21 protein-coding genes and 2 tRNA genes are annotated in these 24,731 nt (G+C 62.9%); 8 read left to right on the top strand and 15 right to left on the bottom strand.

Going from position 1 to position 24,731, the window contains the following annotated elements; genetic code table 11:
- Window positions 1-105: 105 nt before the first annotated feature.
- From LJ656_RS20215 to LJ656_RS20200, 4 genes are all read right to left on the bottom strand, one after another.
- Window positions 106-918, bottom strand: a complete 813-nt coding sequence (locus LJ656_RS20215) for a GNAT family N-acetyltransferase (protein WP_230511153.1) — start codon at window positions 916-918, stop codon at window positions 106-108.
- 154 nt (window positions 919-1,072) lie between these two features.
- The gene (locus LJ656_RS20210; protein WP_230511152.1) at window positions 1,073-1,531 is read right to left on the bottom strand and encodes a SixA phosphatase family protein; all 459 of its coding nucleotides are present in this window, start codon (window positions 1,529-1,531) and stop codon (window positions 1,073-1,075) included.
- 280 nt (window positions 1,532-1,811) lie between these two features.
- Window positions 1,812-1,888 (bottom strand) — tRNA-Pro (locus LJ656_RS20205).
- A 148-nt stretch (window positions 1,889-2,036) separates the two neighbouring features.
- Window positions 2,037-2,219: a hypothetical protein gene (locus tag LJ656_RS20200; RefSeq protein ID WP_230511151.1), complete on the bottom strand. Its 183-nt coding sequence runs from the start codon at window positions 2,217-2,219 to the stop codon at window positions 2,037-2,039.
- 168 nt (window positions 2,220-2,387) lie between these two features.
- Between LJ656_RS20200 and LJ656_RS20195 the strand changes: the two genes are divergently transcribed.
- A complete protein-coding gene (locus LJ656_RS20195; RefSeq protein ID WP_230511150.1) occupies window positions 2,388-2,555 on the top strand; it encodes a hypothetical protein in 168 nt (55 codons plus the stop codon).
- A gap of 309 nt (window positions 2,556-2,864) precedes the next feature.
- Here LJ656_RS20195 and LJ656_RS20190 read toward each other — a convergent pair whose 3' ends face one another.
- From LJ656_RS20190 to LJ656_RS20165, 6 genes are all read right to left on the bottom strand, one after another.
- Window positions 2,865-4,250, bottom strand: a complete 1,386-nt coding sequence (locus LJ656_RS20190) for an MATE family efflux transporter (RefSeq protein ID WP_230511149.1) — start codon at window positions 4,248-4,250, stop codon at window positions 2,865-2,867.
- Entirely contained in the window at window positions 4,247-4,555 is a 309-nt protein-coding gene (locus tag LJ656_RS20185) for a DUF2288 domain-containing protein (protein ID WP_230511148.1), read from the bottom strand. The genes LJ656_RS20190 and LJ656_RS20185 overlap by 4 nt, the downstream gene beginning before the upstream one ends.
- 1,027 nt (window positions 4,556-5,582) lie before the next feature.
- Window positions 5,583-5,909 carry a hypothetical protein gene (locus tag LJ656_RS20180; RefSeq protein ID WP_230511147.1) on the bottom strand — a complete coding sequence of 109 codons (327 nt, stop codon included), beginning with the start codon at window positions 5,907-5,909 and terminating at the stop codon, window positions 5,583-5,585.
- Window positions 5,910-6,055: 146 nt separating this feature from the next.
- Entirely contained in the window at window positions 6,056-6,772 is a 717-nt protein-coding gene (locus LJ656_RS20175; RefSeq protein WP_230511146.1) for a peptidoglycan DD-metalloendopeptidase family protein, read from the bottom strand.
- 172 nt (window positions 6,773-6,944) lie between these two features.
- Window positions 6,945-7,853: an aldose epimerase family protein gene (locus LJ656_RS20170; RefSeq protein WP_230511145.1), complete on the bottom strand. Its 909-nt coding sequence runs from the start codon at window positions 7,851-7,853 to the stop codon at window positions 6,945-6,947.
- Between the two features lie 291 nt (window positions 7,854-8,144).
- Window positions 8,145-8,288, bottom strand: a complete 144-nt coding sequence (locus LJ656_RS20165) for a hypothetical protein (protein WP_230511144.1) — start codon at window positions 8,286-8,288, stop codon at window positions 8,145-8,147.
- 216 nt (window positions 8,289-8,504) lie between these two features.
- Here LJ656_RS20165 and LJ656_RS20160 point away from each other — a divergent pair, with 216 nt between their 5' ends.
- Window positions 8,505-9,335: an undecaprenyl-diphosphate phosphatase gene (locus LJ656_RS20160; RefSeq protein ID WP_230511143.1), complete on the top strand. Its 831-nt coding sequence runs from the start codon at window positions 8,505-8,507 to the stop codon at window positions 9,333-9,335.
- Window positions 9,336-9,445: 110 nt separating this feature from the next.
- Window positions 9,446-9,522, top strand: a tRNA-Arg gene (locus LJ656_RS20155).
- Between the two features lie 261 nt (window positions 9,523-9,783).
- Here LJ656_RS20155 and LJ656_RS20150 read toward each other — a convergent pair.
- Window positions 9,784-11,136: a methyltransferase domain-containing protein gene (locus LJ656_RS20150; protein WP_230511142.1), complete on the bottom strand. Its 1,353-nt coding sequence runs from the start codon at window positions 11,134-11,136 to the stop codon at window positions 9,784-9,786.
- A gap of 254 nt (window positions 11,137-11,390) precedes the next feature.
- On the opposite strand from LJ656_RS20150, the gene LJ656_RS20145 reads away from it, so the two are divergent.
- Window positions 11,391-12,557: an FkbM family methyltransferase gene (locus LJ656_RS20145; RefSeq protein WP_230511141.1), complete on the top strand. Its 1,167-nt coding sequence runs from the start codon at window positions 11,391-11,393 to the stop codon at window positions 12,555-12,557.
- Window positions 12,558-12,572: 15 nt separating this feature from the next.
- Window positions 12,573-15,434, top strand: a complete 2,862-nt coding sequence (locus LJ656_RS20140; protein ID WP_230511140.1) for a glycosyltransferase — start codon at window positions 12,573-12,575, stop codon at window positions 15,432-15,434.
- A 57-nt stretch (window positions 15,435-15,491) separates the two neighbouring features.
- Here the strand turns inward: LJ656_RS20140 and LJ656_RS20135 are convergent, their stop codons facing one another.
- Complete coding sequence (locus tag LJ656_RS20135; protein ID WP_230511139.1) at window positions 15,492-16,985, bottom strand: metal-dependent hydrolase family protein; 1,494 nt, start codon at window positions 16,983-16,985, stop codon at window positions 15,492-15,494.
- A 265-nt stretch (window positions 16,986-17,250) separates the two neighbouring features.
- Window positions 17,251-18,831, bottom strand: coding sequence for an acid phosphatase (locus LJ656_RS20130; protein WP_230511138.1), 1,581 nt, complete (start codon window positions 18,829-18,831; stop codon window positions 17,251-17,253).
- 212 nt (window positions 18,832-19,043) lie between these two features.
- Between LJ656_RS20130 and LJ656_RS20125 the strand changes: the two genes are divergently transcribed.
- From LJ656_RS20125 to LJ656_RS20115, 3 genes are all read left to right on the top strand, one after another.
- A complete protein-coding gene (locus LJ656_RS20125; RefSeq protein ID WP_230511137.1) occupies window positions 19,044-20,513 on the top strand; it encodes a cytochrome-c peroxidase in 1,470 nt (489 codons plus the stop codon).
- A 214-nt stretch (window positions 20,514-20,727) separates the two neighbouring features.
- Window positions 20,728-21,114: a hypothetical protein gene (locus LJ656_RS20120; protein WP_230511136.1), complete on the top strand. Its 387-nt coding sequence runs from the start codon at window positions 20,728-20,730 to the stop codon at window positions 21,112-21,114.
- Between the two features lie 70 nt (window positions 21,115-21,184).
- Window positions 21,185-21,634, top strand: a complete 450-nt coding sequence (locus LJ656_RS20115; protein ID WP_230511135.1) for an NUDIX hydrolase — start codon at window positions 21,185-21,187, stop codon at window positions 21,632-21,634.
- Window positions 21,635-21,705: 71 nt separating this feature from the next.
- Here LJ656_RS20115 and LJ656_RS20110 read toward each other — a convergent pair whose 3' ends face one another.
- On the bottom strand, window positions 21,706-22,695 hold the full coding sequence (locus LJ656_RS20110; RefSeq protein WP_230511134.1) for a transporter substrate-binding domain-containing protein: 990 nt from the start codon (window positions 22,693-22,695) through the stop codon (window positions 21,706-21,708).
- Window positions 22,696-22,862: 167 nt separating this feature from the next.
- Window positions 22,863-24,587, bottom strand: coding sequence for a glutamine--tRNA ligase/YqeY domain fusion protein (locus LJ656_RS20105; RefSeq protein WP_230511133.1), 1,725 nt, complete (start codon window positions 24,585-24,587; stop codon window positions 22,863-22,865).
- Window positions 24,588-24,731 lie beyond the last annotated feature (144 nt).

The following is a 24,731-nucleotide window of genomic DNA, read 5'->3' as shown; positions in this document are numbered from 1 at the left end:
GCGGATGCCGATGCGCGTGCTTCAACTGAAGCTGAAGCTGAAGTGAAAAAGCCCTGCATTTGCAGGGCTTTTTCATGCGCGGCCATGTTGCGAAGGCGGCGACGCTCAACGGGGCATCGCATCGCCGAGGAAGTGCCGCGCGTAACGCGCGTTGATATCCGACAGACGGAACAGCGTCAGAAAGTCCGCGGTATTGAAGTCGGGATCCCACGCCGGCGCGCCGCAAATCTTCGCGCCGAGCCGCAGATAACCCTTGACCAGCGGCGGCGGCGTGACGGCGGCGCCGGTCTGCAGTTCGTCGACCGGCAACGGCGTATGCGCAAACGCGCGATATTCGGGCGCGGTCAGCGCGCTCTCGCGCAGCGAGCAGTACAGATTGGCCGCATAGTGGCCACCGTCGACCATCGCGACGCTCGCGCAGCCGAGCATCGTCTCGTAGCCGTTGTGTTTCATATACGCGGCGAGGCCCGCCCACAGCGACATGATCACGGAGCCGCTGCGATAGTCGGGATGCACGCACGAGCGGCCGACCTCGACCATCTTCGCGCGCAGATGCGTGAGACGCGACACGTCGAACTCGCTTTCCGCGTACAGACGGCCGATGCGCGCGGCCTGATGCGGCGGCAGCGCGCGATAGGTGCCGACCACCTTCAGCGTGTCGAGATCGCGCACCAGCAAATGATCGCAGTATGAATCGAATGCATCGACGTCGAGACCGGCCGGGCCGGACAGGCGCGCGCCCATTTCGTCGGCGAACACGCGGTAGCGCAGACGCTGTGCTTCGCGCAGTTCCTCGTCGCTACGGGCCCACGATACTTGCAGGCGATGCTGCGCGGTGACCGTTTCCTCGGCACGCGGCAGACGGCGCGCTTCGAACAGCGAGGCGAAGGGCAGGGTGGGCGTCGGCAGTTCTCGCATTGGCGGTCCTGATCGAAAAAAGTGGGATGTCTTTTTTCGCCAATGTAGTAATGCGGGGTGACGCTTGCATGGCAAAGCCGTGACGATTGGATGACGGGTCGTAAGCGTTGCCGCCTAGCTGGTGCGCGCGGCGGCGGTGCGCCGCCGCTGTGGCTCAGATCAGATCGGGGCTGATCGCGGCGCGCAGCACTGCCTGTTCCGCGCCGTCGCGCTCGCGGCTCGCGATCCACCAGATGCCGGCTTTTTTCAGCGGCCAGCTCGCGCCGCTGTTGCCGAGCAGCTGCGCGGCGACGTGGCCGAGCGTCGGTTGATGGCCGACGATCACCACGGTCTGCGCGATCCCGCCGGGCCAGCCGGCCGCTTCGAGCACGTCGTTCGCGCTCGCATTCGGCGCCAGTTCGCGGACCACGCGGTAGCGGTCGCTGAGCGTTTCCGCTGTCTGGATCGTGCGTACCGCGGGGCTCGCGAGGACCACCGCGTCGTCGGGCAGACGGCTGCGCAGCCACTTGGCCGCGTTCTGCGCCTGTTTGCGGCCGTGCGTGGTGAGCGCGCGGGCGAGATCGCTGGAGGCGACATCTTCGGCTTCGGCGTGTCGCCAGAGGATTAGGTCCATGCATGTCTCCTGGTGGTGGTTGTGGGGCGGCGGATCGGCAAGCGGGCTGGGGCGTGCGCGCGAAGCGTTTGCGCGGCGCCGCGCGGATGCGGTCGACGCGGCTCACGCGCGAGCACTGTCGCATCGCCCAGGCGGGTTTGCAAGGCGAGTGCCCGAGGCGGGGAGAGTCGGCGTTTGTGGGCGCGCGCCATCGGGCGCTACGCATAGCGCAAGAGTTGGCGAGCCCAAAAGCAAAAACCCGCGAAGCCAGAGGCTACGCGGGTTTTTGTACGGCTTTTCGTGGTCGGAGCGAAAGGATTCGAACCTTCGACCCTCTGATCCCAAATCAGATGCGCTACCAGGCTGCGCTACGCTCCGACGAATCAAAGATTGTACGTGCACTGCCCTAGGCACGTCAATCCCTAGTCGGGCGTACAGGCATGTTTAATGCAAACGACGGTCGATAACCGGCGCGCGTATCGCGCGGCATGCCGATCGCCGCAGCATCCGTCGGCACCGCCGTGCGTCAATGACGCGGACGCTTCCAGTGCGGCAAATGCAGCACATGCTGATGGGTGAACCAGTGATGCAGCATGCCTTCGCCGTCGTGTTCGCGCCGGTACATGCGCGATTCGAAAACCGACAGCGCCACCAGCACCGCCAGGCCAATTCCAAGCCCGACCAGACCCGCGATCGATTCAGCGTCCATGGCAGTCTCCCGAAACAAGCGATCATGACGTCATAGTAGTTCAGGTCTCGTGAAATCTCACGAAATGGGAGCGTGGCTCCTGTGCGCCGCCGCGCAACCTGCTTTGCGGGTAGACTCTTCGCGCTTCGGCGGCCAACCTTCCGCCCATGTCTCAGGAGATGTTTGCAGATGATTCGTATCGTGACCCTTGCCCTGCTGCTGTGCGCCGGCCTCTCCGGCTGCGCGGACAACCCGTCGACCCATCATCGCGGGCCGCCGCAAGACCCCGCCGATTACCATGGCGTGCCGACCGACGACCGGCCGCCTTCGATGGTGCCCGCGCCGACCGGCGAATGACCGTGGCCCTCACATAATGCGCCGCCGCGGCGACGCGGAAGAAGGAAAGAGGCGAAGCACCGGCGCGGGCACGCCGGCGCCTCTGACCCGCACAGACTGTTCGCGCGGAGAGTGCGGGCTGAGGGCATTCTAGGGCGCGCGCCCGATGCGATATGTATGTGCTTGTTTCAACCGGTAACCGGCTGTGGCCGCGGCTCCGACCGGTCCTGTGCAAGCGGCTCCGCGTGCGCCGTCGCTGGGCGCGAACGAGGGCATCTCAATTGCGAGATATCCGACACAAACGGATACGCCAAGGCTGCCCGCACATCACTATGCCGCCCCGATCCCCCGCGCGACCCCCGGCAAATACCGCCCCAACGTCACCCCGCGCGCGGCCATGAAGATCAGCAACGCGATCCACAAGCCGTGATTGCCTTGCACGGCGAGCAACGTGGACGATGCCGCCACGAACACCGCGAGCGAGATCACCATCGACACCATCAGTTCGCGCGTGCGCGTCGCGCCGATAAACACGCCGTCGAGCAGGAATCCCCAAACGGAAATCACCGGCGACAACGCGGCCCACGGCAAGTAGGTTTGCGCCGCGGCGCGCACCGCGGCCTGATCGGTCAGACGTTCGATGATCCACGCGCCCGCGCCCCAATACGCGAACGAAAAGCCGATCGCGCCGAGCGCCGACCACAGCGCGGTGACCTTGACCGCCTGCACGAAGCCGTGCCGGTCGCGCGCGCCGATCGCCGCGCCGACCAGCGCCTCGGCCGCATGCGCGAAGCCGTCGAGACCGTACGCCATGAAGGTCTGGAAATTGAGCAGCAGCGCGTTGGCGGCGAGCGTCGCGTCGCCCTGGCGCGCGCCGAGATGCGCAAACCAGCCGAACGACCCCAGCAGACACAGCGTGCGCACGAAGATGTCGCGATTGAGCACGACGAGCCGCTTCAACGCCGCGCCGTCGAACAGCGCGGCGCGCTCGAGCGCCGGTAGACCGCGCGGCCGGCCGTGCCACAACAGCGCGAGACCGAGCACGAAGCCGAGCGCGTCGGCGGTCGCGGTGGCTGCGCCGATGCCGGCCACGCCCCAATCGAACGCGTACACGTAGAGCAGCACCGCGACGATGTTCACGCTATTGATGAACACCTGCGACAGCAGCGCGAGCCGCACGCGCTGCGTGCCGAGCAGCCAGCCGAGCACCACGTAGTTGCCGAGCGCGAGCGGTGCGGCCCAGATGCGCGCATGGCAATAGACCAGCGCGTGGCGCTGCACCGCGTCGCTGCCGCCGATCAGGCGCAACGCGTAGCCGATCAGCGGTTGCTGCACGAGCAGCACGAACGCGCCGATCCCGGCGGCCAGCAACAGCGCGCGCAGCACGGTATAGCGCAACTCGTCGTCACGGCCCGCGCCGTGCGCCTGCGCGACGAGGCCGGTGGTGCCCATGCGCAGGAAGCCGAAGCCCCAGAACACGAAGTTGAAGAACAGTCCGCCGAGCGCGACGCCGCCCAGGTACGCCGCGCCGTCCAGATGACCGGCGACGGCGGTATCGACCGCGCCGAGGATCGGTTGCGTCAGGTTGGCGAGGACGATCGGAAACGCGAGTGCGAGCACCCGGCGATGCCAGCGTACCGGCACCGCGGGCGCCGCGCCGTCGGGGGCAGGGTCGGCGTGCCCGGGCTTCGCGGCCTCGGGCGCGGCGTCGCTCAAGAGCGCTCCTGCACGCAGACCCACGGCGACACGACGACCGCCCACAAGTCGGGGTCGCGCGCGGCGAAGTCGGCGGCGGTCTCCGCCTGCACGCGTTCGACGAGGCCCGCGGACAGCCATTGCGTGACCTGGGCGGTGTCGTCGCTGGCGATCGCCTCGGCGACGCTGACGAGATCGAGGTCGCGCGCGACGCGCAGCAGCATGCCGCGCGCAAAGAAACGTTCGAGTTCGCTCCAGCCGATCTTGGCGGTTTCGCCAAGCAGCTTCGCGTACAGGGGGCTGTGGGAGGCGTCGTTGGAATTCATCGTATGCGCGGGTCGGACGGGGCCGTCACTATAAACCATCGGCGCGCGCGGGCGGCGCGCTAATGCGGGGAGCCGGTTGAATCGAGTTTTCGATTCTGAACCGTGATGCGAGCGGATTCAATGGCAACGGCGCGGCGTTTGTAGCGACGCGATGCTTCGCTTTAATGTCCAGTTAGTGAACGAGTGGTGGAAGCGAATAGCGGAGTTTGGGCCGCGCGGTTCATTGGTCGGTGTATTTGCCGCTATTATGGTTTCGCTGTTCGCGAATTTTTGTTGTGATGAATTAGCGCCGCTTATTCACAGGTGCGGTGAAAACTATTCGCTGCGTTACGTGCGGTTGCGCACCAAGTCTTTAACATGGACAAACCGGTGCCATTACGCCGTACCGGTTAGTTAAAAACAGCCACAGCCTATTCGTCAGGCATTTTTCGGCCGATTTCCGCAGACATGCGCAGCGCATTGGCTGGTGCGGCCTTCAGGTATTTCGAATCGTTTGACTGATCGATATCGATATCGCGCGGTCGGCGCATTTGGCCGGTCGCATTCCGACATTGCCGATTCACGGTTTGCGAAAACCGTACGGCGAGTAACATTGACCGCGACATTAAGCGATTGCGCTGGTAAATGGGGATTGTTAGATTTCGTTCTGGCGCATGGTGAACCGGTCCTTTGCCGATATGCGCCGAACCCCCGTTAGCCCGGCCTCGTGCCGGGCTTTTTTTTGTCTGTTTTTACGTCGGCGATTACGTGGCGTGGATTACGTGGTCGCGAGTGGCGAGTTTGAATGTATTCACCGCGAATTCACACGCGCGCCCGATGATGGCGGATTATTTTTCGTGCGCGGCCCATGACCTGGTTGCTCATCTTCGTCGGCCTCTGGCCGTTTGCGCTGGCGCTGCTGCTGCGCTTTGCCGCTCGCATCGATCCGCTCTCGGGGCGCCGACTGCGCCGCTAGCCGGCGCGGTGAGATCACACGCGCCAGCTAACGCGGAACAGCGTTCAAGCGGGAATCGTTATTCGAGAAACCTTACTGTTTGCAGCGAATCACCATCGAGCGGTTTTTCACGTTTGCGCCAAAAATGCCGCCGATCGTGCCGCCGGAAGTCGCACCGTTGTCGACGTCCTTCGATATCACGTCGTATCCATAGCTGCCGCAGGTCTCGCCGGCGCGCTTGTAGCACTCGGCCCAACTGGTGCTCGCATCGGTGCCGCTGCAGTTGATCGCAAAGCCGGCGTCGCCGCTCGGCAAATAGGTCATCGTGGTGGTGGTCGAACAGCCGCCGAGGCTGCCGAGCGTCAGCAGACCTGCACCGAGCGCCGCGGCTGTCGCGACGCGCGCCAATGCGCTCTTCATGTCGGATTCCTTGCAAATAGCGGGAGGCGGCGCGGCCTGAGGCCACGCCGCCGCGAATGAGCGTTGTTTATAGCACGCCGGGTTGCCGCGTCTGGGGGCCGGGTTACCGGGCCGCGGGGCGGCGCGCCGCGGCCCGCTGCGCCCGCTTAACGCGGCGGTAGCGCCTTCGACGGATCGATCGAGCGGCCCTGATAGCGCAGCTCGAAATGCAGCATCGTGCGATCGCTGTCGGTGTCGCCCATTTCGGCGATTTTCTGACCGCGCTTGACCGCTTCGCCTTCTTTCACGAACAGCGCGCGGTTGTGCGCATACGCGGTCAGATACTCGGCGTCGTGCTTGAGGATCAGCAGATTGCCGTAGCCGCGCAAACCGTTGCCCGCATACACGACGGTGCCCGGTGCCGCGGCGACGACCGGCGTGCCGGGTGCCGCGGCAATATCGATGCCCTTCGAGTTCGAGCCGTCGAAGCGGCGGATCACGTTGCCGTCGGTCGGCCACACCAGCGAGATCGCGGCGGGCGCGGCGGTCGCGCCAGTGTCGGCGGGTGCCGTGCGCGGCGCGGCCGACGCCGACGCGCTTGCGCCGCCGTTGTTGCCGCTGCGGATCGCGCCGCTCGTCGAGGCGGCGCCGGCCGGCGGCGCGACGCGCAGCACCTGACCGACCTCGATCGCGTCGGGGTTGCTCAGGTTGTTCCAGCGCGCGATGTTTTGCACCGACTGACGGTTGCCGCGCGCGATTTTCGACAGCGTATCGCCCCGTTCGACCCGGTAGTAGCCCGGACCCACCGGTGCCGATCCGCACGCGGCGAGCAGCGCGAGCAGTGCCGCGCAGCCGAGTCGTTTGATTCTTGTTGTTTCCAGCATTGGACCTCGCAAAGCGCCGCCGCGCGCCGATCCCGATCACGCGGCAGAGGAGACAAAGCGTTCGATTCTAACGGTTTTGCATGGCCGCACCCGCGAACGGGTGCGGGTGAGGTGCGGCCGGGTGCTGACAAACGGCGCACCGGAGTAACGCGGCCGGGCGGCCGCGTCACTCTCAGCCCGTCTTTTCGACGCTGATTCGCAGCGTCGCCGTTTCGGTCTGGCCCGGTTTGATCCAGCGCAAGCCCCGGCCGTTGTGAATCGCATCCGGCAGGCCGAGCCACGGCTCGACGCAGTAGAAGTCCGATTGAGGCGTCTCGGTCCAGGTCGTCACCGCGTACCAGGGCACCGAGCCGGGCCGTTGCAGATCGATCGTGATCACGCGCTGGAGGCCCGGCGCGATCAGCCGCACCGGTTGATCGGGCGTGCCGGCGAGACAGTGGAAGCGGTCGTGGATGCGCGCTTCGTCGAGCGTGTAGCGCGGCGCGCCCGGCTCGGCGGCGCTGATCGAGCCGTCTTCCTGCTGATGGCAACGCTCGGTGCGCGGCAGTTCGAGCGTGGTGTCCGCGCGCTGCGTGTGTGGCAGCGTGAAGTAGAAATGGTGGCCGGCGTAGTAGGGCAGCCGCGTATCGCCGGTGTTGGTGGTGGTGAACGTGACCTCCAGCGTGCGCGCGTCGATCAGCTCGTACGCGGCTTCGAAGCGAAAGCCGAACGGATAGGCCGCGCGGGTTGCCGGGGTGTCGGTCAGCACCATCCGCAGGCCGGCGCCGCGCACGTCGGCGTGAGCCTCGAACGGCAGGTCGCGCGCGAAGCCGTGCATCGGCAGCTCGCGTACCGTGCCCTGCTCATCGCGCCAGTAGCCGATCTTGCCGTCGACGCGATGGCGGCCGAGAAACGGAAACAGCAGCGGATTGCCGCCGCGAATGCGGGCCGGCACGCTCCAGTCCGCGTGCTCGGGCCAGTGGATGACTTCTTCGCCGTCGATGATCCACGACAGCAGACGGCCGCCGGCCTGCGGCGAAAAGCGGAGCACCGACGCGTCCTGGTCGATCTCGAGAATGTCCTGTTCCGGGGAGAGGGGCATGGTGAATGAATAGCCAGATAAGAGGTTGACGGGGGCGCGGAACCGCGATTTTGCGCTGCTTTGTGCTACGGGGAAACCCTTCTGGGGAAATTGCGAGTGTCGCGATAGCGCGAACCTTGCCGATAATCTGCCGAGCGTCCGGCAATTCTGACTCCCGGGCGGTTCGGCTCAGGAGGGCACGATGGATCTCGCAATGGCAATGGCGGTCGCGTTGTTCGGTATGTTCACGGCAAGTACGTATTTCTTTTTCCACTCGCTCAAACGTTGAGTTTCGCTGGGTTTCGCTGATTCTCATTGGCCGTTGCCGGACTGAGCGGCGGCTGCCACCGCTGCGGGGCACCGTTTCGCCTCAGACAGTTTCGCCTTTTCGCTGTTCGCGTTTAATGCGTCCGTCGAGCGTTTTGCATGCTCATCGTTGCGAATGGCTTTCAACATTATTACTCCTCGATTGCGGTCGCTCGGGCCGCTTTCCTTGCCCTCGCGTAACAACCGTGTGAAGTTGTGTCGCAGCGCGTCAATATCTCCCCGAATGTGGCCTGACCGCTTGGCGCTGCGCTGGCTGCCAGGCATAATCGGTGCGCTTTTGACGCGCCGAACCTTTGCTTTGTGCGGCGCGCAGTTCCCCGCCACTTTCCTTACAAGGACCGCCGCGTGAACCTGTCGTTTCTGATTTTCCTGAGCGTGCTGCAAGGCGTCACCGAACTGTTTCCGGTGAGCAGCCTCGGCCACACGCTGCTCGTGCCCGCATTGTTCGGCATGCATATCGATAAGCATGCGCCGCAGCTGCTGCCGTTCCTCGTCGCGCTTCATCTGGGCACCGCTTTCGCGCTGCTGTGGTACTTCCGCGCGCGCTGGTGCGCGCTGGTGCGCGGCTTCTTCGCGTCGCTCGGCGGCCGCCGCAATGACGACGGCCACATGATGTGGGCGCTGATCATCGGCACGATTCCCGCGGGTCTGGTTGGCCTTCTGCTGGAAAAGCACCTCGAGCGAATTTTTCATGATCTGCGGATCGTCGCGATTGCGCTGATCGTCAACGGCGTGCTGCTGTGGGTCGGCGATCGTCTGCAACGGGCGCGCGCGCATCGGGCACCGGAGAAATTGACGTTCCGCCAGGCTTTCTTCGTCGGTCTCGCACAGATCGGCGCGCTGATTCCGGGCTTTTCGCGCAGCGGTCTGACGATGATCGCCGGCAACGCGGCGGGCCTGACCGCCGAGAAGGCCGCGGAGTTTTCGTTCCTGCTCGGCACGCCGATCATCTTCGCGGCCGGCCTGCTCGAACTGCCGAAGCTGCTGCATGCGCCGGACCAGTTGGCCGACGCGCTGCTCGGCGGCGTGCTGACGCTGATCGCCGCGTATCTGAGTGTGCGATTCCTGATGCGCTATTTCGAAGGCCGCGGACGTCTCGGCTCGTTCGGGGTGTACTGCGTGATCGCGGGGATCGTGTTTCTCGGCTGGTTCATGCTGCATCCGCAGCCGGTCTGAGGCGGTGCGGGCGATCGGTTATAATCCGGACCCCGCTCAGTTAGAATTTCAGCTTGCATCGGGTCGCGCGGTTCGCCGCGCGTTGCGCTTCGGTGCAGGCGCCAGTCAATACGGCAGTAGCTCAGCTGGATAGAGCATCGGCCTTCTAAGCCGAGGGTCGGGGGTTCGAGCCCCTCCTGCCGTACCAGTCAGATCGAAGGGCTACGCGATTTTTTTCGCGTAGCCCTTTTGTTTTTTGCGGAGAAGGTCGGCGTGGGTATAGGCGGACGTGCTAGTTTCATCGCAATGTGTCCGTACCGCTCTAGCCTGGCGCAATGGGCGCCCGGCCTTCCATCACATCAACGACTGGAAGTCTCAACTGACAGTGGACCGTGGACAGTGTCAAGCCTTGGCGTAATCCGCGCCCCATTCCCGACGGCTGACGTTTAATACGGGCCTTGCAGTCTGCTCAAGGAGCTTCAGCCAAGGAGGACGTTTCGTTCACCGTTTCAACCAAAGTGATATGTCTGCGCACCGCAAATCCTGAGCGACCGAGACTGATACAGCGGAACTGAGCACCAAATTCCATTTTGTGGATCTGAATCTCGAAAGTTACGTGCGTCTGTCCCGACAACACTTCACACTGATCCAGCATCCTGGTTTCTTGTCCGACAATGATGTCGCATCGGGCGAAAGAGGTATCGGCTGCCGGGTCTGGATCGAACTCGAACGTGATCCGATACGATCCCGCGCGTAACGGCATGTACGGACCATAGAACACAAGTCCCTCGTGTGCTGGTGGCAGGATGAGCCACTCGCCATCTGCGCGATGCTCTGCCTTCCCCGAGACGACGATCAGTCGTTGGATGCGTTCGGGCCATGCGACCGCATAAATCGTTGCTAAATACGCCCGGATAGCGTCCTTATCAGGTGCGCGTGCCGTACGCCGGCTCTCGATCCACCAGATAAACGAGTGATCGGGCTTGTCCGCGGCCGAAAACACACGCTCCGCTACAGACCAGTGGGGATCGTCAGTGTTGGGATCCAGCGGCAACGTGCGTGCGGTTTGCGGGTCCTGGCACAGCCAGATGCCAGCTTGTTTTGAGATCTCGAAGCCCGCTAGTTGAAGAAGATGCCTCATTTCCACGGCGGTGAGCTCTATCGTGTGCTCTGGGTGACTCCAATTAAGCAACTCTGTAATTGTTCGATTAGGAGAGTCCACGCACAGCGTGCCACCGGTTTTTAGGACGCGCGCGGATTCGACGAGGAAATCCGCGATCTCGTCAGGCCACAGGTGCTCAATGTTTTGCCCGGAAATCAATAAGTCGCAACTCCTGTCCGCAACCGCCTCCATGTTTCCGGCGGTGTTCGCGATCCATTTGACGTTGTCCGGTAGCGAATCCGGTTTAGGTGAGTAGTACTCGATTCCAAGATGCTGGTTCACATAGCCATAAGTCTGTTCGATCCAGTCGAAATACCACCGACCGGAACAACCGACGCTAACCAGACGATCGGCGTTCGGCGGCATATCGCGCATCAATGCGCTACGAGCCTGATGCAGCAGCAGATTGAAATCGTACGAAGGTTGCGAAAGGCTGCCGGGCGCGTGTTCATTCGAGCGAGGCTGGGCGGAAAGAGTCTCCAGCTTTGCAGTAAGGGCTGCGACCTGCTGCGCAAGTGCATGCGTCTCAAAGTTGGATGTGGCCGGATGATTGCCTTCCGATGTGTTTCTGGCGATCGCAGCCAGCGAGTTGCTTGCCGAGAGCAACGCGCCATATGCGCGAGTTAGCTGTCTGAAAGGCGTCATATTGCTCAACCCCATTTGCTCCTCCGAAAAGACGCGTCGTGAAAAGGCTGCTGCGGCGGCTCCCAGTATATCCTCGCTTTTAAGACATCCGTCAGTCTAGTCGGGCGGGACAAAAAATCCAGAGCGCATTAATTGATCGATGGGGGCAAGTTATAATCACTGCCTCTTCCGACGACCTTTCGCTGCCGCCACCCTCGAAGTGCGTGGCATTGCGCAATCGGTCACTTGCTCCGCAGTCGGCCTCTACTGCCAAAAGGACAGCTTACCGTATGCCTTTTGTATCGTATTCGCAAAACCGAGAGGATGTGCTTCTTCGCCGAGCCTTGGCTGACGTCACCAATGGTTTTTATGTAGATGTCGGCGCTCAGGACCCGGACGAATTTTCCGTTACCAGGACGTTTTATGAGAGTGGCTGGAGAGGTGTGAACATCGAGCCAGTAGAACATTGGTACAGAAAGTTGCTTGAATCTCGGCCGGAAGATATCAATGTACAAAAACTCGTAGGTACGGGTTCTACCCCGGTTGAGTTTTACGAAATAGAAGATACGGGGCTTTCAACGGTCGACAGAAAGCAAGCCGAGATTCACCGTAATGCAGGTTTCAGAATCATTAAGTCGGACCAAGTGCCGTCGCGTTTGGACTCGATTCTGGTCGAACACAACGTCGGCATCATTCACTTCCTGAAGATTGACGTGGAAGGAAGTGAGGCTGATGTCATTCAGAGCATCAACTTCAAAGTCTGGCGGCCGTGGATTCTGGTTATCGAGGCGACCATTCCAATGACCTCCCGATTGTCTGATTGCAGCTGGCAGGCTCATGTTGAGGACTCGTCTTATAAGTTCGCGTACTTTGATGGTCTGAATAAATATTTCGTGGCGAGCGAAAAAGCAGAGCTTCTTGAAAAGTTTGCCGCGCCGCCGAATGTATTCGACGAGTATGTCACCGTCGGAGAAAAACAGAACGAAGAAAACCTCGAAAAATTGCATGAGACGGTTCGGCAACTGGAGGAGAGCCGCAGGGAACTGGACGCGGAGACAGCGCGCTCACAAAAATTAGCCGTAGAGCACGATTTCATCATGCTAGAGCACAAACGTCTGTCAGTTCGCCTGGCAGAAAAACGTGTTGAGTTGACGGAAGTGCGGGCTGAACTGCATCAAACTCATGCGAGTCTTGCACGTGCGAAAGACGAGCGCGACGACGCATATTCGAAGGGCCAGCAGTTGCAAATAGAGCAGGACCTGCTACGCCAGCGCATCAGCACGCTGAGTTCGGAAATCGATTTGCTGCGAAGCAGTACGTCGTGGAGAATGACTGCTCCTATCCGGGCACTTCGTCTGAGTTGCAGAAGTTTCCTTCTCAAACATACGTGGGTGCGTAAAGCCTGGTTGTGTGTGCGGCCGGTCTTCGCGCAGCTATGGCACACCGTTCGGCGATAACGAGGAGGCTAACGAATGAGACTTGTCATCGATCTTCAGGCTTGCCAAACGGAGGGGAGCCGCGACCGGGGCATTGGCCGCTATTCTTTTGCGTTGGCGGACGCGATGATTCGCAACTGCAGAGGACACGAAGTTCTGATTGCCCTGAATCGCGCTTTTCCGGAATCCATCGATACCATTCAGAAGCATTTTGCGGATCTTCTGCCGAACGCCAATGTGGTGTTGTGGGGCGGCCTGAAAGGTATTGAAGAAATCGAACCAAAAAATGTGCTCCGCAGACTTGCGTCCGAGCGCATCAAGGAAGAGTACTTCAGGTCGTTGAACGCGGACATCGTTCACACAGCTAGTCTCTTCGAAGGGTTCGTAGACTCGTCGGTGACGACGGTCGCACCTGAATCGCTTGCCTGCAACGCGGTAACCCTTTATGACCTGATCCCCTATCTGCGCGCCAAACACTATCTGGCGGACGAGCGAGTCGAGGATTGGTACAGGCGCCGCCTTCTGCAATTGAAACAGGCCGATCTTGCGCTTGCGATATCGGAATCCTCAAGGCGGGAGGGTATCGATCATCTGGGGTTGCCGGAACATTCGACGGTCAATATATCGAGCGCTGTCGATAAAAAGTTCAAGCGGATGCACGTGAGTCCCGCACGTGAGGCGGAGCTGAGACGGCGGTTTGCACTGAAGAAGCCGTTCATTATGTACACCGGCGGGATCGATTTTCGAAAAAACATCGAGGGTCTCATCGATGCCTATGCGTGCCTGCCGCCAGAACTGCGGTCCACACATCAGCTTGCCGTCGTCTGTCGCGCCAACCTGACCGAGGTGCGGCGACTTGAAGCCGTAGCGGCCGCAGCTGGACTTGATAAAGGCAATGTCGTATTAACCGGCTATGTAACCGATGACGAACTAGTCGATCTGTACAACCTCTGCAAGGTATTTATTTTCCCGTCGATACACGAGGGGTTTGGTCTGCCGGCTCTGGAAGCGATGTCCTGCGGGGCAGCAGTTATTGGATCAGACTGCACAAGTGTTCCGGAAGTAATCGGACGTTCGGATGCGCTGTTCAATCCGTTATCGCGCATGGACATGGCGGCGAAATTGGCACAGGCACTGCAGGATGACGATTTTCGGAGAGATTTACAGGCGAGCGGTTTCAGCAGAGCTCAGACCTTTTCCTGGGAGAGAAGTGCAAGCGTCGCGTGGGATGCGCTCGAATCAATAGCTGCGCGGGCAAAAGCGCCGTCTCTCTTCCGGCTTGGGTATTTTGAGCGAGCCGATAAGCCACGACTGGCCTATGTATCCCCGTTGCCGCCGGAGCGATCGGGCATTGCCGCGTATAGCGCTATGCTTTTACCGCTTTTGTCGAAATATTATGAGATCGATCTAGTGCATAACGGCGAGGAAGTCGCTCCCGAACTGTCGGAGAGGTTCCCAATCAGGACCTATGAGGAGTTCGAAAGGTCTGCAGACAGGTATGATCGCGTGGTGTACCACGTCGGGAACTCCCATTTTCACACCGACATGCCGCGATTGCTGCGGAGGATTCCGGGAATAGTCGTTCTGCACGACTTCTTCTTAAGCGGGCTCTTCTGGACGATTGAGGCGAGTGATCCGTCGACTCACGCTTTTTCAAGAGAAATCGAGTTCTCTCACGGACAATTAAGTCTTCTGGAGCATCTGTGCTCGGACAATGTGCTGCGGTCGCTGGTGCGCTATCCATGTAATCTGGCGGTATTGGAAAACGCAATCGGTGTGATATCGCATTCCGGATACAGCAAGGAATTGGCTCACAGGTGGTACGGAGAAGGTGCCCCTCGAAATTGGGCAGTGATTCCCCTCCTGAGAGATTGGGGGCGACAGAGCGTTTCCCAACTCGAAGCCCGCAAGCGCCTGGGCATCGACGAGAACGCATTCGTCGTTTGCTCATTCGGCATCGTCTCTTCAATGTTCAAGTTGAACGATCGTCTTCTCCAGGCCTGGAGTGAAGGCGGACTCGGCAAGACACCGAACTGCAGGCTCGTGTTTGTCGGGGATTGCGGTGACGATACGTTCAATGCGCTCCTTCTTCGCCTCACCGCTAGCGGGCAGGTCACTAATTGCACTGTTACGGGGTATGTGAGTGATGCCGATTATCAGCTATGGCTGAGCGCTTGCGATCTGTGTGTCCAGCTTCGGGCGAAATCCAGAGGAGAGACATCAGCGGCAGTTTCGGATGGAATGGGGGCAGGAAAGCACGTGATCGTGAACGCTCACGCCGCGCTGCGCGAAATTCCAGACCATGTCGTCACCAAACTCCAGGAAAACCCGAGCTGCTCTGATCTCGCGCAGGCTCTCCGTTTTGCGTTTACTTCACCGGACATCAGCAAGGAAATCGGGCAGCGTGCACGCGCATACACACAGGAACATCACGATGGCGAAGTGATTGCCGCTCAGTATCACAATGCGATAGAAGAGTTTTGGATGCAACAGGAAAACGATCGGCTACTGGCGACTTTGTCCGAATTCCGTGAGCTGGATGATCAATCCCTTTCGCGATATGAATGGTCGGAACTGAGGAATTACGTGGAAGACAGGTCGAGCAGTCATGCTCGGGCCGAAAGGTTACTCGTTGATGTGACGAAGCAATTGAGTGATCCGGATTTTTCCGGGTTGGATGCAAAAGCCATGAAAAACAACGCTATGTTCCTGGCGATGATACCGGAAAACAAGAGAGTATTTTTTGTGAGGCGCGTCGAAAGCGGGGAATATGAAATACTGCGTGATTTGCGGCAACTTTTTATGGGCCAGCACGAGGGTGTGACGCGGGATAAGCCCATTCCGCTTTTCCCTGGTGAGGTTCCAGTACTCTGGGAGGAATTCTCGGCAGTGGCTTAGTGCAACTGGCCGGGCTGACGTTCGTCCGGCGCTGCACGGCGGGCTCCGGAATATGCGTTAGTTAAACCCCACCCCCAACGTATCCTTATAAATCCGCCCATCCTTCATGATCACCGCGAGATGGCTGCCCGGATCGGCGAGCAGCTGGATATTCGCAAGCGGATCGCCTCTCACTACCAGCAGATCCGCCAGCGCCCCCGCCTCGATCACGCCGAGCTTGCCGGGGTAGGGGTTGCGCGGTCCCGCCAGCGCGAGCAGCTCGGCATTGATGCGGGTCGCCATCGTCAGTACATCGGCGGGTTCGTACCAGCGCGTCATTTTCGCGAGTTGCGCGCCCTGGCGCGTCGCGAGTTTCGCGTCGAATAGCGTGTCGGTGCCCCACGCGGTTTTCAGTCCGTACTTCCTGGCGAGCGCATAGGCGGTGTCGGTGCCGTTCGACATCTCGATCTGCTTGAGCCGGCTCGGCGAACCGGCGGGGAAAAAGATCGCGTCCTCGTCGTCGAGAAACGGTTGCAGGCTGATCCAGATCCCTTCGTCGGCGAGCAGCTTCGCGGTATTCTCGTCCATCAGCTGACCGTGCTCGATGCAGCGCACGCCGCCGCGCACCGCGGTCGCAATCGCGCGCGGCATGTACGCGTGCACCGCCACATAGGTGCCCCAGTTCTCGGCGGCATCGACGGCCGCGCGAAACTCCGCCTCGGTGTATTGCGATACGTCGAGCGGATCGTAATTCGATGCGACGCCGCCGCCCGCCGCGAGCTTCAACTGGCTCGCGCCGAGCATCAACTGTTCGCGCGCGCGTTTGAGAATTTCGGCGGTGCCGTCGGCGATCGCGCCGGCGCCTAGCGCTTCGCCGCGCGAGACCGGCTGTCCCGGATGCGACGGAATTTCATACGGCATGCGAAAGTCGCCGTGCCCGGAGGTCTGCGAGATCATCGCGCCCGACGGCCAGATGCGCGGTCCCGCCACCATGCCGAGATCGATCGCCTTCTTCAGCGAGAACGCGGGGCCGGCCATGTCGCGGATGCTGGTGAAGCCGCGCATCAGCATGCGCTCGGCTTCGCCTGCCGCGGCCAGATGAATGAAGCCGATGTCGGCGACCATCAGTTGAGCCATCGACAGCGAGGCCATCATGATGTGCGCGTGCGCATCGATGAGCCCCGGCATCAGCGTATGGCCGCTGCCGTCCACCACCTGCATGCCGTCGAGCTTCTGGCCGTCGTCGGGTTCGACCGCGCTGATCCGGTTGCCGGTGACGATCACGCGCAGGCCGCTGCGCAAGGTCTTGCTGAGGCCGTCGAACAGTCGGATGTTGGTGAACGCGACGGGCGGTTGCTGCGCGTCCGAGGTGGCGGATGCGCCGGGCTGCGCAGCGGTGCTGCCGCTCGCCGCCGCGCTGCGCGGCAGGATGTCGGCGTCGCGCAGCGGATCGGCAACTGAAGCATCATGCTCTTCGTTCAGCCGCGCGTTCAGTCGTAAGAAAGCCGCGCTGTGGCAGATGCATCCCCAGGCGCCGGCACGATGCCGCGGTTGCGAAGCTGGCATTTCCATTCGGAACTCCTCCAAAGGAAGGGCGCTGTCGCCGACACAATGCTCGCGCCGGGACAGGCGTTCATCATGCACTCGGCGCATCTTAGCAGTGTCGATCGGGCCCGCGATAGCCGGCGCGCTGGCCACGATGGGCCGCGCCGCGCGTGTTCGTCGCGCGCTTGCGATCGGCGTCGGCCAAAAAAAAACGGGCAGCCGAAGCTGCCCGTCGAAGTCGCGCCGTGACGCGCACTGCTGCTTATCGTCGGTGTGGTGGAAACCCCGCCGATTACTGGCGGATGTCCAGCGCCGCGGTCAGATCGCCCATCGGTTTGCTGCCGTTGCTGACGAGCGCCGCATCGCGCGCGGCGATGCCCGGCAGCGTCGGCAGCGAGTAGCGACGGGTGATGAAGCGCAGGATCGAAGTCGTGTCGTACTGCGTATGATCGACGTACCCGCGCTTCGCATACGGCGACACGATCAGCGCCGGAATGCGCGAGCCCGGACCCCAGCGGTCGGCCTTCGGCGGCGCGACGTGATCCCAGAAGCCGCCGTTTTCGTCGTAGGTCACGACGACCAGCATGTGATTCCACTGCGGGCTCTTCTGCAGATGCGCGATCACGTCGGCGATATGCTGGTCGCCCGATCCGACATCGGTGTAACCCGGGTGTTCGTTCAGGTTGCCCTGCGGCTTGTAGAACGACACTTGCGGCAGCGTGCCGGCATCGATCGCCTTGATGAATTCCGCGCCGGCCATCCCGCCGTCGAGCAGATGCTGCGCGCGGTTCGCGGTGCCGGGCGCGAGGTCCGCGAAGTAGTTGAACGGCTGATGATGCGGCTGGAAGTTCGGCGCGCTCAGATTCGCGCCATAGATCACGTTGGTGGTGCCGTTCTGCGCGGCCGACACCGCCGCGCCCCACGCGCCGCCGTACCACGCCCACGACACCTTCGCGTCGTTCAGCAGATCGCCGATGTGACGCTGCGTCTGCGCCGGCAGCGTGGTGGCCGCCGACGGATCGGCGAGCTTCGGGTCGCCGCCCGCGGCGGCCTTGTTGCCGCTCGGCTGATACGCCGGCTGCATCGTGTTGACCGCGTAGAAGTCCGGCGTCAGGTTGCCCGACAGCACGTATTTCGGCGGGCCGTCGAGCGCCGAGGCCGGCGAGTTGTTCGCGACTTTGAGCGTCACGCCGTCGCTTTCGAGCGCGCTCACCGACCCGGCCGCCGGGCTCTTGTCCGCGTTCGGATAAACCGGCGTGCACGAGCAGATCAGCCACTGGTGATTCAGGAACGAGCCGCCGAACGCGCCCATGAAGAAGTTGTCGGCAAGCGTGTATTGCTGCGCGATCTTCCACAACGGCAACGTGTTCGCGTTCAGCGAGTAGTGGCCCATCACGAGGCCGCCCGAATCCGCCCACGCGGCGAACTTGTCGTTCTTGCCGCCGTTGATCTGCATCTGGTTCTCGTAGAAGCGGTGATACAGATCGCGGGTCGTCGCGCTGATCGGCGTGTTGAAGCCTTTCGGATCGTCGATCGCGAACGGACTGTTCGGCAGATTGGCCGTCATCGCCTCGGTCACGACCGGCGTCACACCGGTTTGCGTGAGCCCGTTCCACACGTGCGGCAGCGTCGCGAGCGGCGCGCCGTTGCGGTCCACCTGCGTCGAGTTCGCCGCGCTGACGTTCTGCAGACCGTTGGCGCCGGGGAAGTTGCCGTACAGATTGTCGAAGCTGCGGTTTTCCGCGTAGATCACGACGACGTTCTGGATCGACGTGATGTCCGGTCGCGTAACTTCGTCGCTGCCGCATGCGTACAGGCTCAGCGCGGCTATCGCGATCGCCACGGGCGTTGCGCGAATCAGTGTCTTGTTCATTGAAGGAGTTCTCATTGTCGCGTTGGGGACGGGCCGCGCCGGTTTGCGTCGGCGGCCTGCACGCGCAAGTGTGTCGACGATTTTTGACAGCAGTATGTAAAAAATTACAAATAACTTCCGCTGCGCGCTGTTGCGTAGGGCGAATGTCATCTAATCGACATCAGGAGGAAATACGCTGCTTGGCTTCGATAGCACGGGTTCAGTGGACGACTATGCGGTGTGGTCTCGCGGGAGTGGGCGCGGCGGTGCGGCGCCGGGCGGTGGTGACGGCGCTGGTGGGGCTGGCGGCGGCCGGACTGGCGACGGCGCTCGCCGCGTGTGATGGGCGCGGGGCGAGTGCCGCGCAGGCGGGCGAGGGCACGGGCACGAACGCGAGCACCGGCGTGCGGGCGAACGTGACTACGTCCAACGGCGGCCAGGCCGCGGCGGCCGCGCCGCTCGCCGCTCCCGTCAAGGTCGCCGCTCAGGACCTCGCCGCTCATGACCTCGTCGCTAACCCGGCCGGGCAGACCCGCGCGGAGGTCTACGAATCGGTACGGCAGATGACGGCGCTCGGCAAGCAGCTGTTCTTCGATCCGACGCTATCGGGTTCGGGCAAGCTCGCGTGCGCGTCGTGCCACAGCCCCGAGCACGGCTTCGCCCCGGCCAACGCGCGCTCCGTGCAACTGGGCGGCAGCGATATGCAGCGCGCCGGCTTGCGCGCCGCGCCGACGCTCAAATATCTGCAATCGGTGCCGGCCTTCGCCGAGCACTATCACGAGTCCGACGACGAAGGCGACGAAAGCATCGATGCGGGCCCGACCGGCGGTCTGACCTGGGATGGCCGCGTCGATCGCGGCAGCGCGCAGGCGCGCATTCCGTTGCTGTCGCCGTTCGAGATGGGCAGCTCGGCCGCGCGCGTGACGGCGGCGGTCAAGGCCGCGCCTTACGCCGACGCGTTTCGCGCGACCTTCGGCGCGCACATCTTCGACGACGAGGACGCGACCTTCAAAGCCGTGCTGCAGGCGCTCGGCACCTTCGAGCAGACGCCCGAGCTGTTCTATCCGTACACCAGCAAGTACGACGCGTATCTGGCCGGCCATGCGCAGCTGACCGCCGCCGAGCGGCACGGCCTCGAACTCTTCAACGACGAGCGCAAAGGCAACTGCGCGAGCTGCCACATCAGCCAGCGCACGCGGGACGGCGCGCCGCCGCAATTCAGCGATTTCGGTCTGATCGCGATCGGCGTGCCGCGCAACCGCGCGCTGCCGGCCAATCGCGATCCGCGCTTCTACGACCTCGGCGCGTGCGGACCGGAGCGCACCGACCTGAAGGGCCGCGACGAATTCTGCGGCATCTTCCGCACGCCGACGCTGCGCAACGTCGCGTTGAAGCAAAGCTTCTTCCACAACGGCATCTACCATTCGCTCGAGGAAGTGGTGAGGTTTTACGCCGAGCGCGACACGCATCCGGAGAAGTTCTATCCCGTGGTCGGCGGCAAGGTGCGCAAGTTCGACGATCTGCCGCGGCGCTACTGGGCCAACCTCAATACCGAGCCGCCGTTCGATCGCAAGCCGGGCGACAAGCCGGCGCTCGACGAAGCGGAGACTGCCGACGTCGTCGCGTTTCTGAAGACGCTGACCGACGGGTACCAGCCGGTGGGCAAGACGGTCGCGCTGGCGACCACGGGCGCCGCGCGCTGAGTGGTGCTTTGAGCGGTGCGCTGAGTAGTGCCCGCAGGGGCCCGCCGAGTTGAGCATGCGCCCAGGGGCGCGCAGCGCCGTGCACGTAGTGGTGCGCGAGGCAGCCGCGCACCGCGCGCATTGCATCCGGTGCGCGCAATCCGCGCAAGTGTGCATGCTATGCTTTTGAGGTCTCGATCAAGAGCCACCATGTCCACTTCGAGGAGAACCCTTCATGTCGATGCGAACCCGTGTTCTGTTGCGCGTGAGCGCCGCGAGTCTGCTGCTGGGCGCGACCGTTGCCGCGCACGCCGCGAATCTCGGCTTCCTGAACGACACGCCGATCACCTACATGAAGCAGCGCGACGTCGATTCGCTGAAGCGGACGTTGACCGGCGCGCTCAATGACAAAAAAGACGGAGAGACCCTGAAGTGGGTCAACGAGGGCACCGGCAACAGCGTGAAGATCGACGCCGACATCACGCTCGGCAGCACCACCGACGACGGCGGCCGCAACTGCCGCGACGTCGCGGTCGTACTCAACGCGAAGGGCCAATCGGTGCACCTGCGGCCGGGTTTCTGCAAGGAAGGCGGCGCGTGGCAATTGCAGAAACGGCGTTGACCGGCATGCGTAGCGGGGCGGCGGCGCGCGCCACGGGTCGTGCCGCGCATGATACCGAAGAGGTCCGGCGATGAGCCCGCGCATCGTATCGTGCGGAATCGTGCTGCTCGATCCCGACGGCCGGGTGCTGCTTGCGCATGCGACCGAAACCACCCACTGGGACATTCCGAAGGGCCACGGTGAAGCCGGCGAGGCGCCGCACGTGACCGCGCTGCGCGAGATGGTCGAGGAGACCGGCATCAGGTTGGAAGCGGAGCGGCTGAAAGACCTGGGCCTGTTCGTCTACCGCCGCGACAAGGACCTGCATCTGTTCGCGGCGCGCGCGAGCGTCGCTGAACTGGATCTGAGCGGCTGCACCTGCACGTCGCTGTTTCCGCGCCGCTCGGACGGCACGCTGATTCCCGAAATGGACGACTACCGCTGGGCCTCGCTCGACGAAATCCCGCACTACGCGAGCCGCAGTCTCACGCGGCTGTTCGAGACGACGCTGTCGCTCGCGCAGCTGCATCGCTCGTTGTAGCGGCGGCGAGGGCGCCGACAGCGTCGGCGTCGCAGCGCGGCAACCGCCGCCGCGTGGCAAAGACGCGCCGTTCAGTCGAGCGCGCGATCGTTCGGATGGGCGAACAACGCGCGGTTCGCATCCGACAGCGGGAAATTGAGGTTGATCCCGTACGGCGGAATCGGCTGCGTGAACCACTGCCGGTACAGGCGCTCGGCGTCGCCCGACGTCTGCGAACGCGCGATCACCCGGTTCACCAGCGCGCGGAACGGCTCGTCGCCCTTGCGGAACATGCACGCGTACACCTCGTAGCCGAGCGGTGTGCCGGTCACGACGAACTCGTCGGGGTGCGGATCGGTCGCCTTGAAGCCGTAGACGATCGGCTCGTCCATCACGAACGCGACCGCGCGGCCATCTTTTAGCGCGCTGAACGCTTCCTGATGATCGCGCGCGCTGCTGATGCGCATGTTCAGCCGTTTGTCGGTATTCAGGCTCCGCAGCAGGCGCTCGTCCGACGTGCCGGCGGTCGTCACGACCGGCTTGCCGGCGAGATCCGCGAAATCGCTGATGCCGCTGTTATTGCGCGCGATCATCCGCACCGCGTACTGGAAGAAGCTGTTCGAGAACGCCGCGACGTTCTCGCGCTCGACCGTGTGCGTGGTCGACCCGCACTCGAAATCGATCTGGTTGTTCAGCAGCATCGGCGTGCGGTTCGACGAGGTCACGGTGACCTCGTGCACCCGCAGTTGCGGCATGCCGAGGGTTTTCCTGATTTCGTCGACGATCTCCATCGCGATCGCCTGCGAGTAGCCGACCGTGCGCTTGCCGTCGAAGTACGAGAACGGAATCGATGCTTCGCGCACGCCGAGCGCGATCGTGCCGTCGTCGTGGATTTTCTTGAGCGTGCCGGTGAGTTCGTCCGCGTGCGCGCCAGCGCCGGACGCGAGCGCGCCGCAGGCGGCCAGCGCGACGAACGCGCGGCGTAGACCGCGCACGCCGGGCGTGTTGCCCGGCAGGCGCGCGCGCACACTGGCGCGACGCGTGGCCGCGCGAGCCTGCGCGCGGCGGGTTGCAACCTTCATCGGACCTCCCGGACCGGCGCGCCCGGGCGGGCGCGCAGTGAGTGTCGACTGGACATCATGCAACCATCGTGTAACGAAAAAGCGTGCCTGCCGTGAACGGGAGGCACGCCGGTTTCAACCCGGACGGGTTGGCACTCGGGGCGTCGACGACGCCGGCTCAGGCGAGCTTACGCCGGCTTGCCCCAACTGTCGCGCAGAGTGACGATGCGGTTGAATACGGGCTTACCCGGCTGCGAATCGACGCGGTCCGCGACGAAGTAGCCGTGGCGCTCGAACTGATAGCGCTGCTCGGGCAGCGCATGGCGCGCGCCGGTTTCGAGGTAGGCCTGGACCACCCGCTTCGATTCCGGGTTCAGCGCCTCGAGGAAGTCGCGGCCGCCCGCGTCGGGCTGGGCTTCCTTGAACAGCCGGTCGTAGATGCGCACTTCGGCCGGGCACGCGGCTGCCGCGCTGACCCAGTGGATGTTGCCCTTGACCTTGTAGTTGTTCGCGCCTTCGGTGCCCGACTTGCTGTCCGGGAAGTAGTTGCAGTGCACCGCGACGACGTTGCCGTGCTCGTCCTTGTCCGCGTGCGTGCACTCGATCACGTAGCCGTAGCGCAGCCGCACCTTGTTGCCCGGGAACAGGCGGAAATAGCCCTTCGGCGGCGTTTCGGTGAAGTCCTCGCGCTCGATCCACAGCTCGCGCGAAATCGGGAACTCGCGCAGGCCCTGTTCCGGATGGTGCGGATGCACCGGCGCGCTGCACGGCTCGGTGAGGTTCTCGGGGAAGTTGTCGATGATCAGCTTGACCGGATCGAGCACCGCGACCGTGCGCGGCGCCTTGTCGTCGAGGTCGTCGCGCAGCGCGCCTTCGAACACGCTCATGTCGATCCACGAATCGACCTTGGTCACGCCGATGCGCTCGCACAGCAGCTGGATCGACTCCGGCGTGAAGCCGCGCCGGCGCAGGCCGACGATGGTCGGCATGCGCGGGTCGTCCCAGCCGTCCACGTGGCCTTCGTTGACCAGTTGCAGCAGCTTGCGCTTGCTGGTGATCGCGTAGGTCAGGTTCAGACGCGAAAACTCGATTTGCTGCGGCAGCGGACGGGTGAAGACACCGGCGTCGGCGAGTTCGTTCAGGATCCAGTCGTACAGCGGGCGATGGTCTTCGAACTCCAGCGTGCACAGCGAGTGCGTGATGTTTTCCAGCGCGTCCGAGATGCAGTGGGTGTAGTCGTACATCGGGTACACGCACCAGGTGTCGCCGGTGCGGTAGTGATGCGCGAAGCGGATCCGGTAGATGACCGGATCGCGCATGTTGAAGTTCGGCGAGGACATGTCGATCTTCGCGCGCAGCACGTGATCGCCTTCCTTGAACTCGCCGGCCTTCATGCGGCGGAACAGGTCGAGATTCTCCTCGACCGAGCGCTCGCGAAAGCGCGACGGCGTGCCGACCTCGGTGGCCGAGCCGCGGTTCGCGCGCATTTCCTCGGCCGACTGGCTGTCCACGTAGGCCTTGCCGCGCTTGATCAGCAGCTCGGCGAACTCGTACAGCTTGTCGTAGTAGTCGCTCGCGTAATACAGATGCTCGGTGTTGTCCTTCTTCCACTCGAAGCCGAGCCACTTGACCGAGTCGATGATCGAGTCGACGTATTCGACGCTTTCCTTTTCCGGATTGGTGTCGTCGAAGCGCAGATGGCACACGCCGCCGTAGCTGCGCGCGATGCCGAAATTCAGGCAGATGCTCTTCGCGTGACCGATGTGCAGATAGCCGTTCGGCTCCGGCGGGAAGCGCGTTTCGACGCGCTGGCTCCATTTGCCGGTGCGGTTGTCGTCGTCGATGATGTTGCGGATGAAGTTGGATGCCGCGGGCGCGTCGGTGCGGTCAGCGTCTTTGCGTTCGGTATTCATGCGAGAGGATCGGAGTCGGATGGGGCGCGCAATGCGCCCGCTGAGCATTCGATTCTACCTGACGAGGCAGCTCGCGGCAGGCGCTTGCGGGGTGCGGCCCGCCTTGGAGCCGGTTGGCGACCGACGGTGGGCTGGGCAGCGCGC

Origin of the sequence: Paraburkholderia sejongensis (genome assembly GCF_020880815.1) — a bacterium.
Lineage (GTDB): Bacteria > Pseudomonadota > Gammaproteobacteria > Burkholderiales > Burkholderiaceae > Paraburkholderia > Paraburkholderia sejongensis.
The sequence above is the reverse complement of the archived record's forward strand: the minus strand, read 5'-3'. Positions and strand labels throughout refer to the sequence as shown.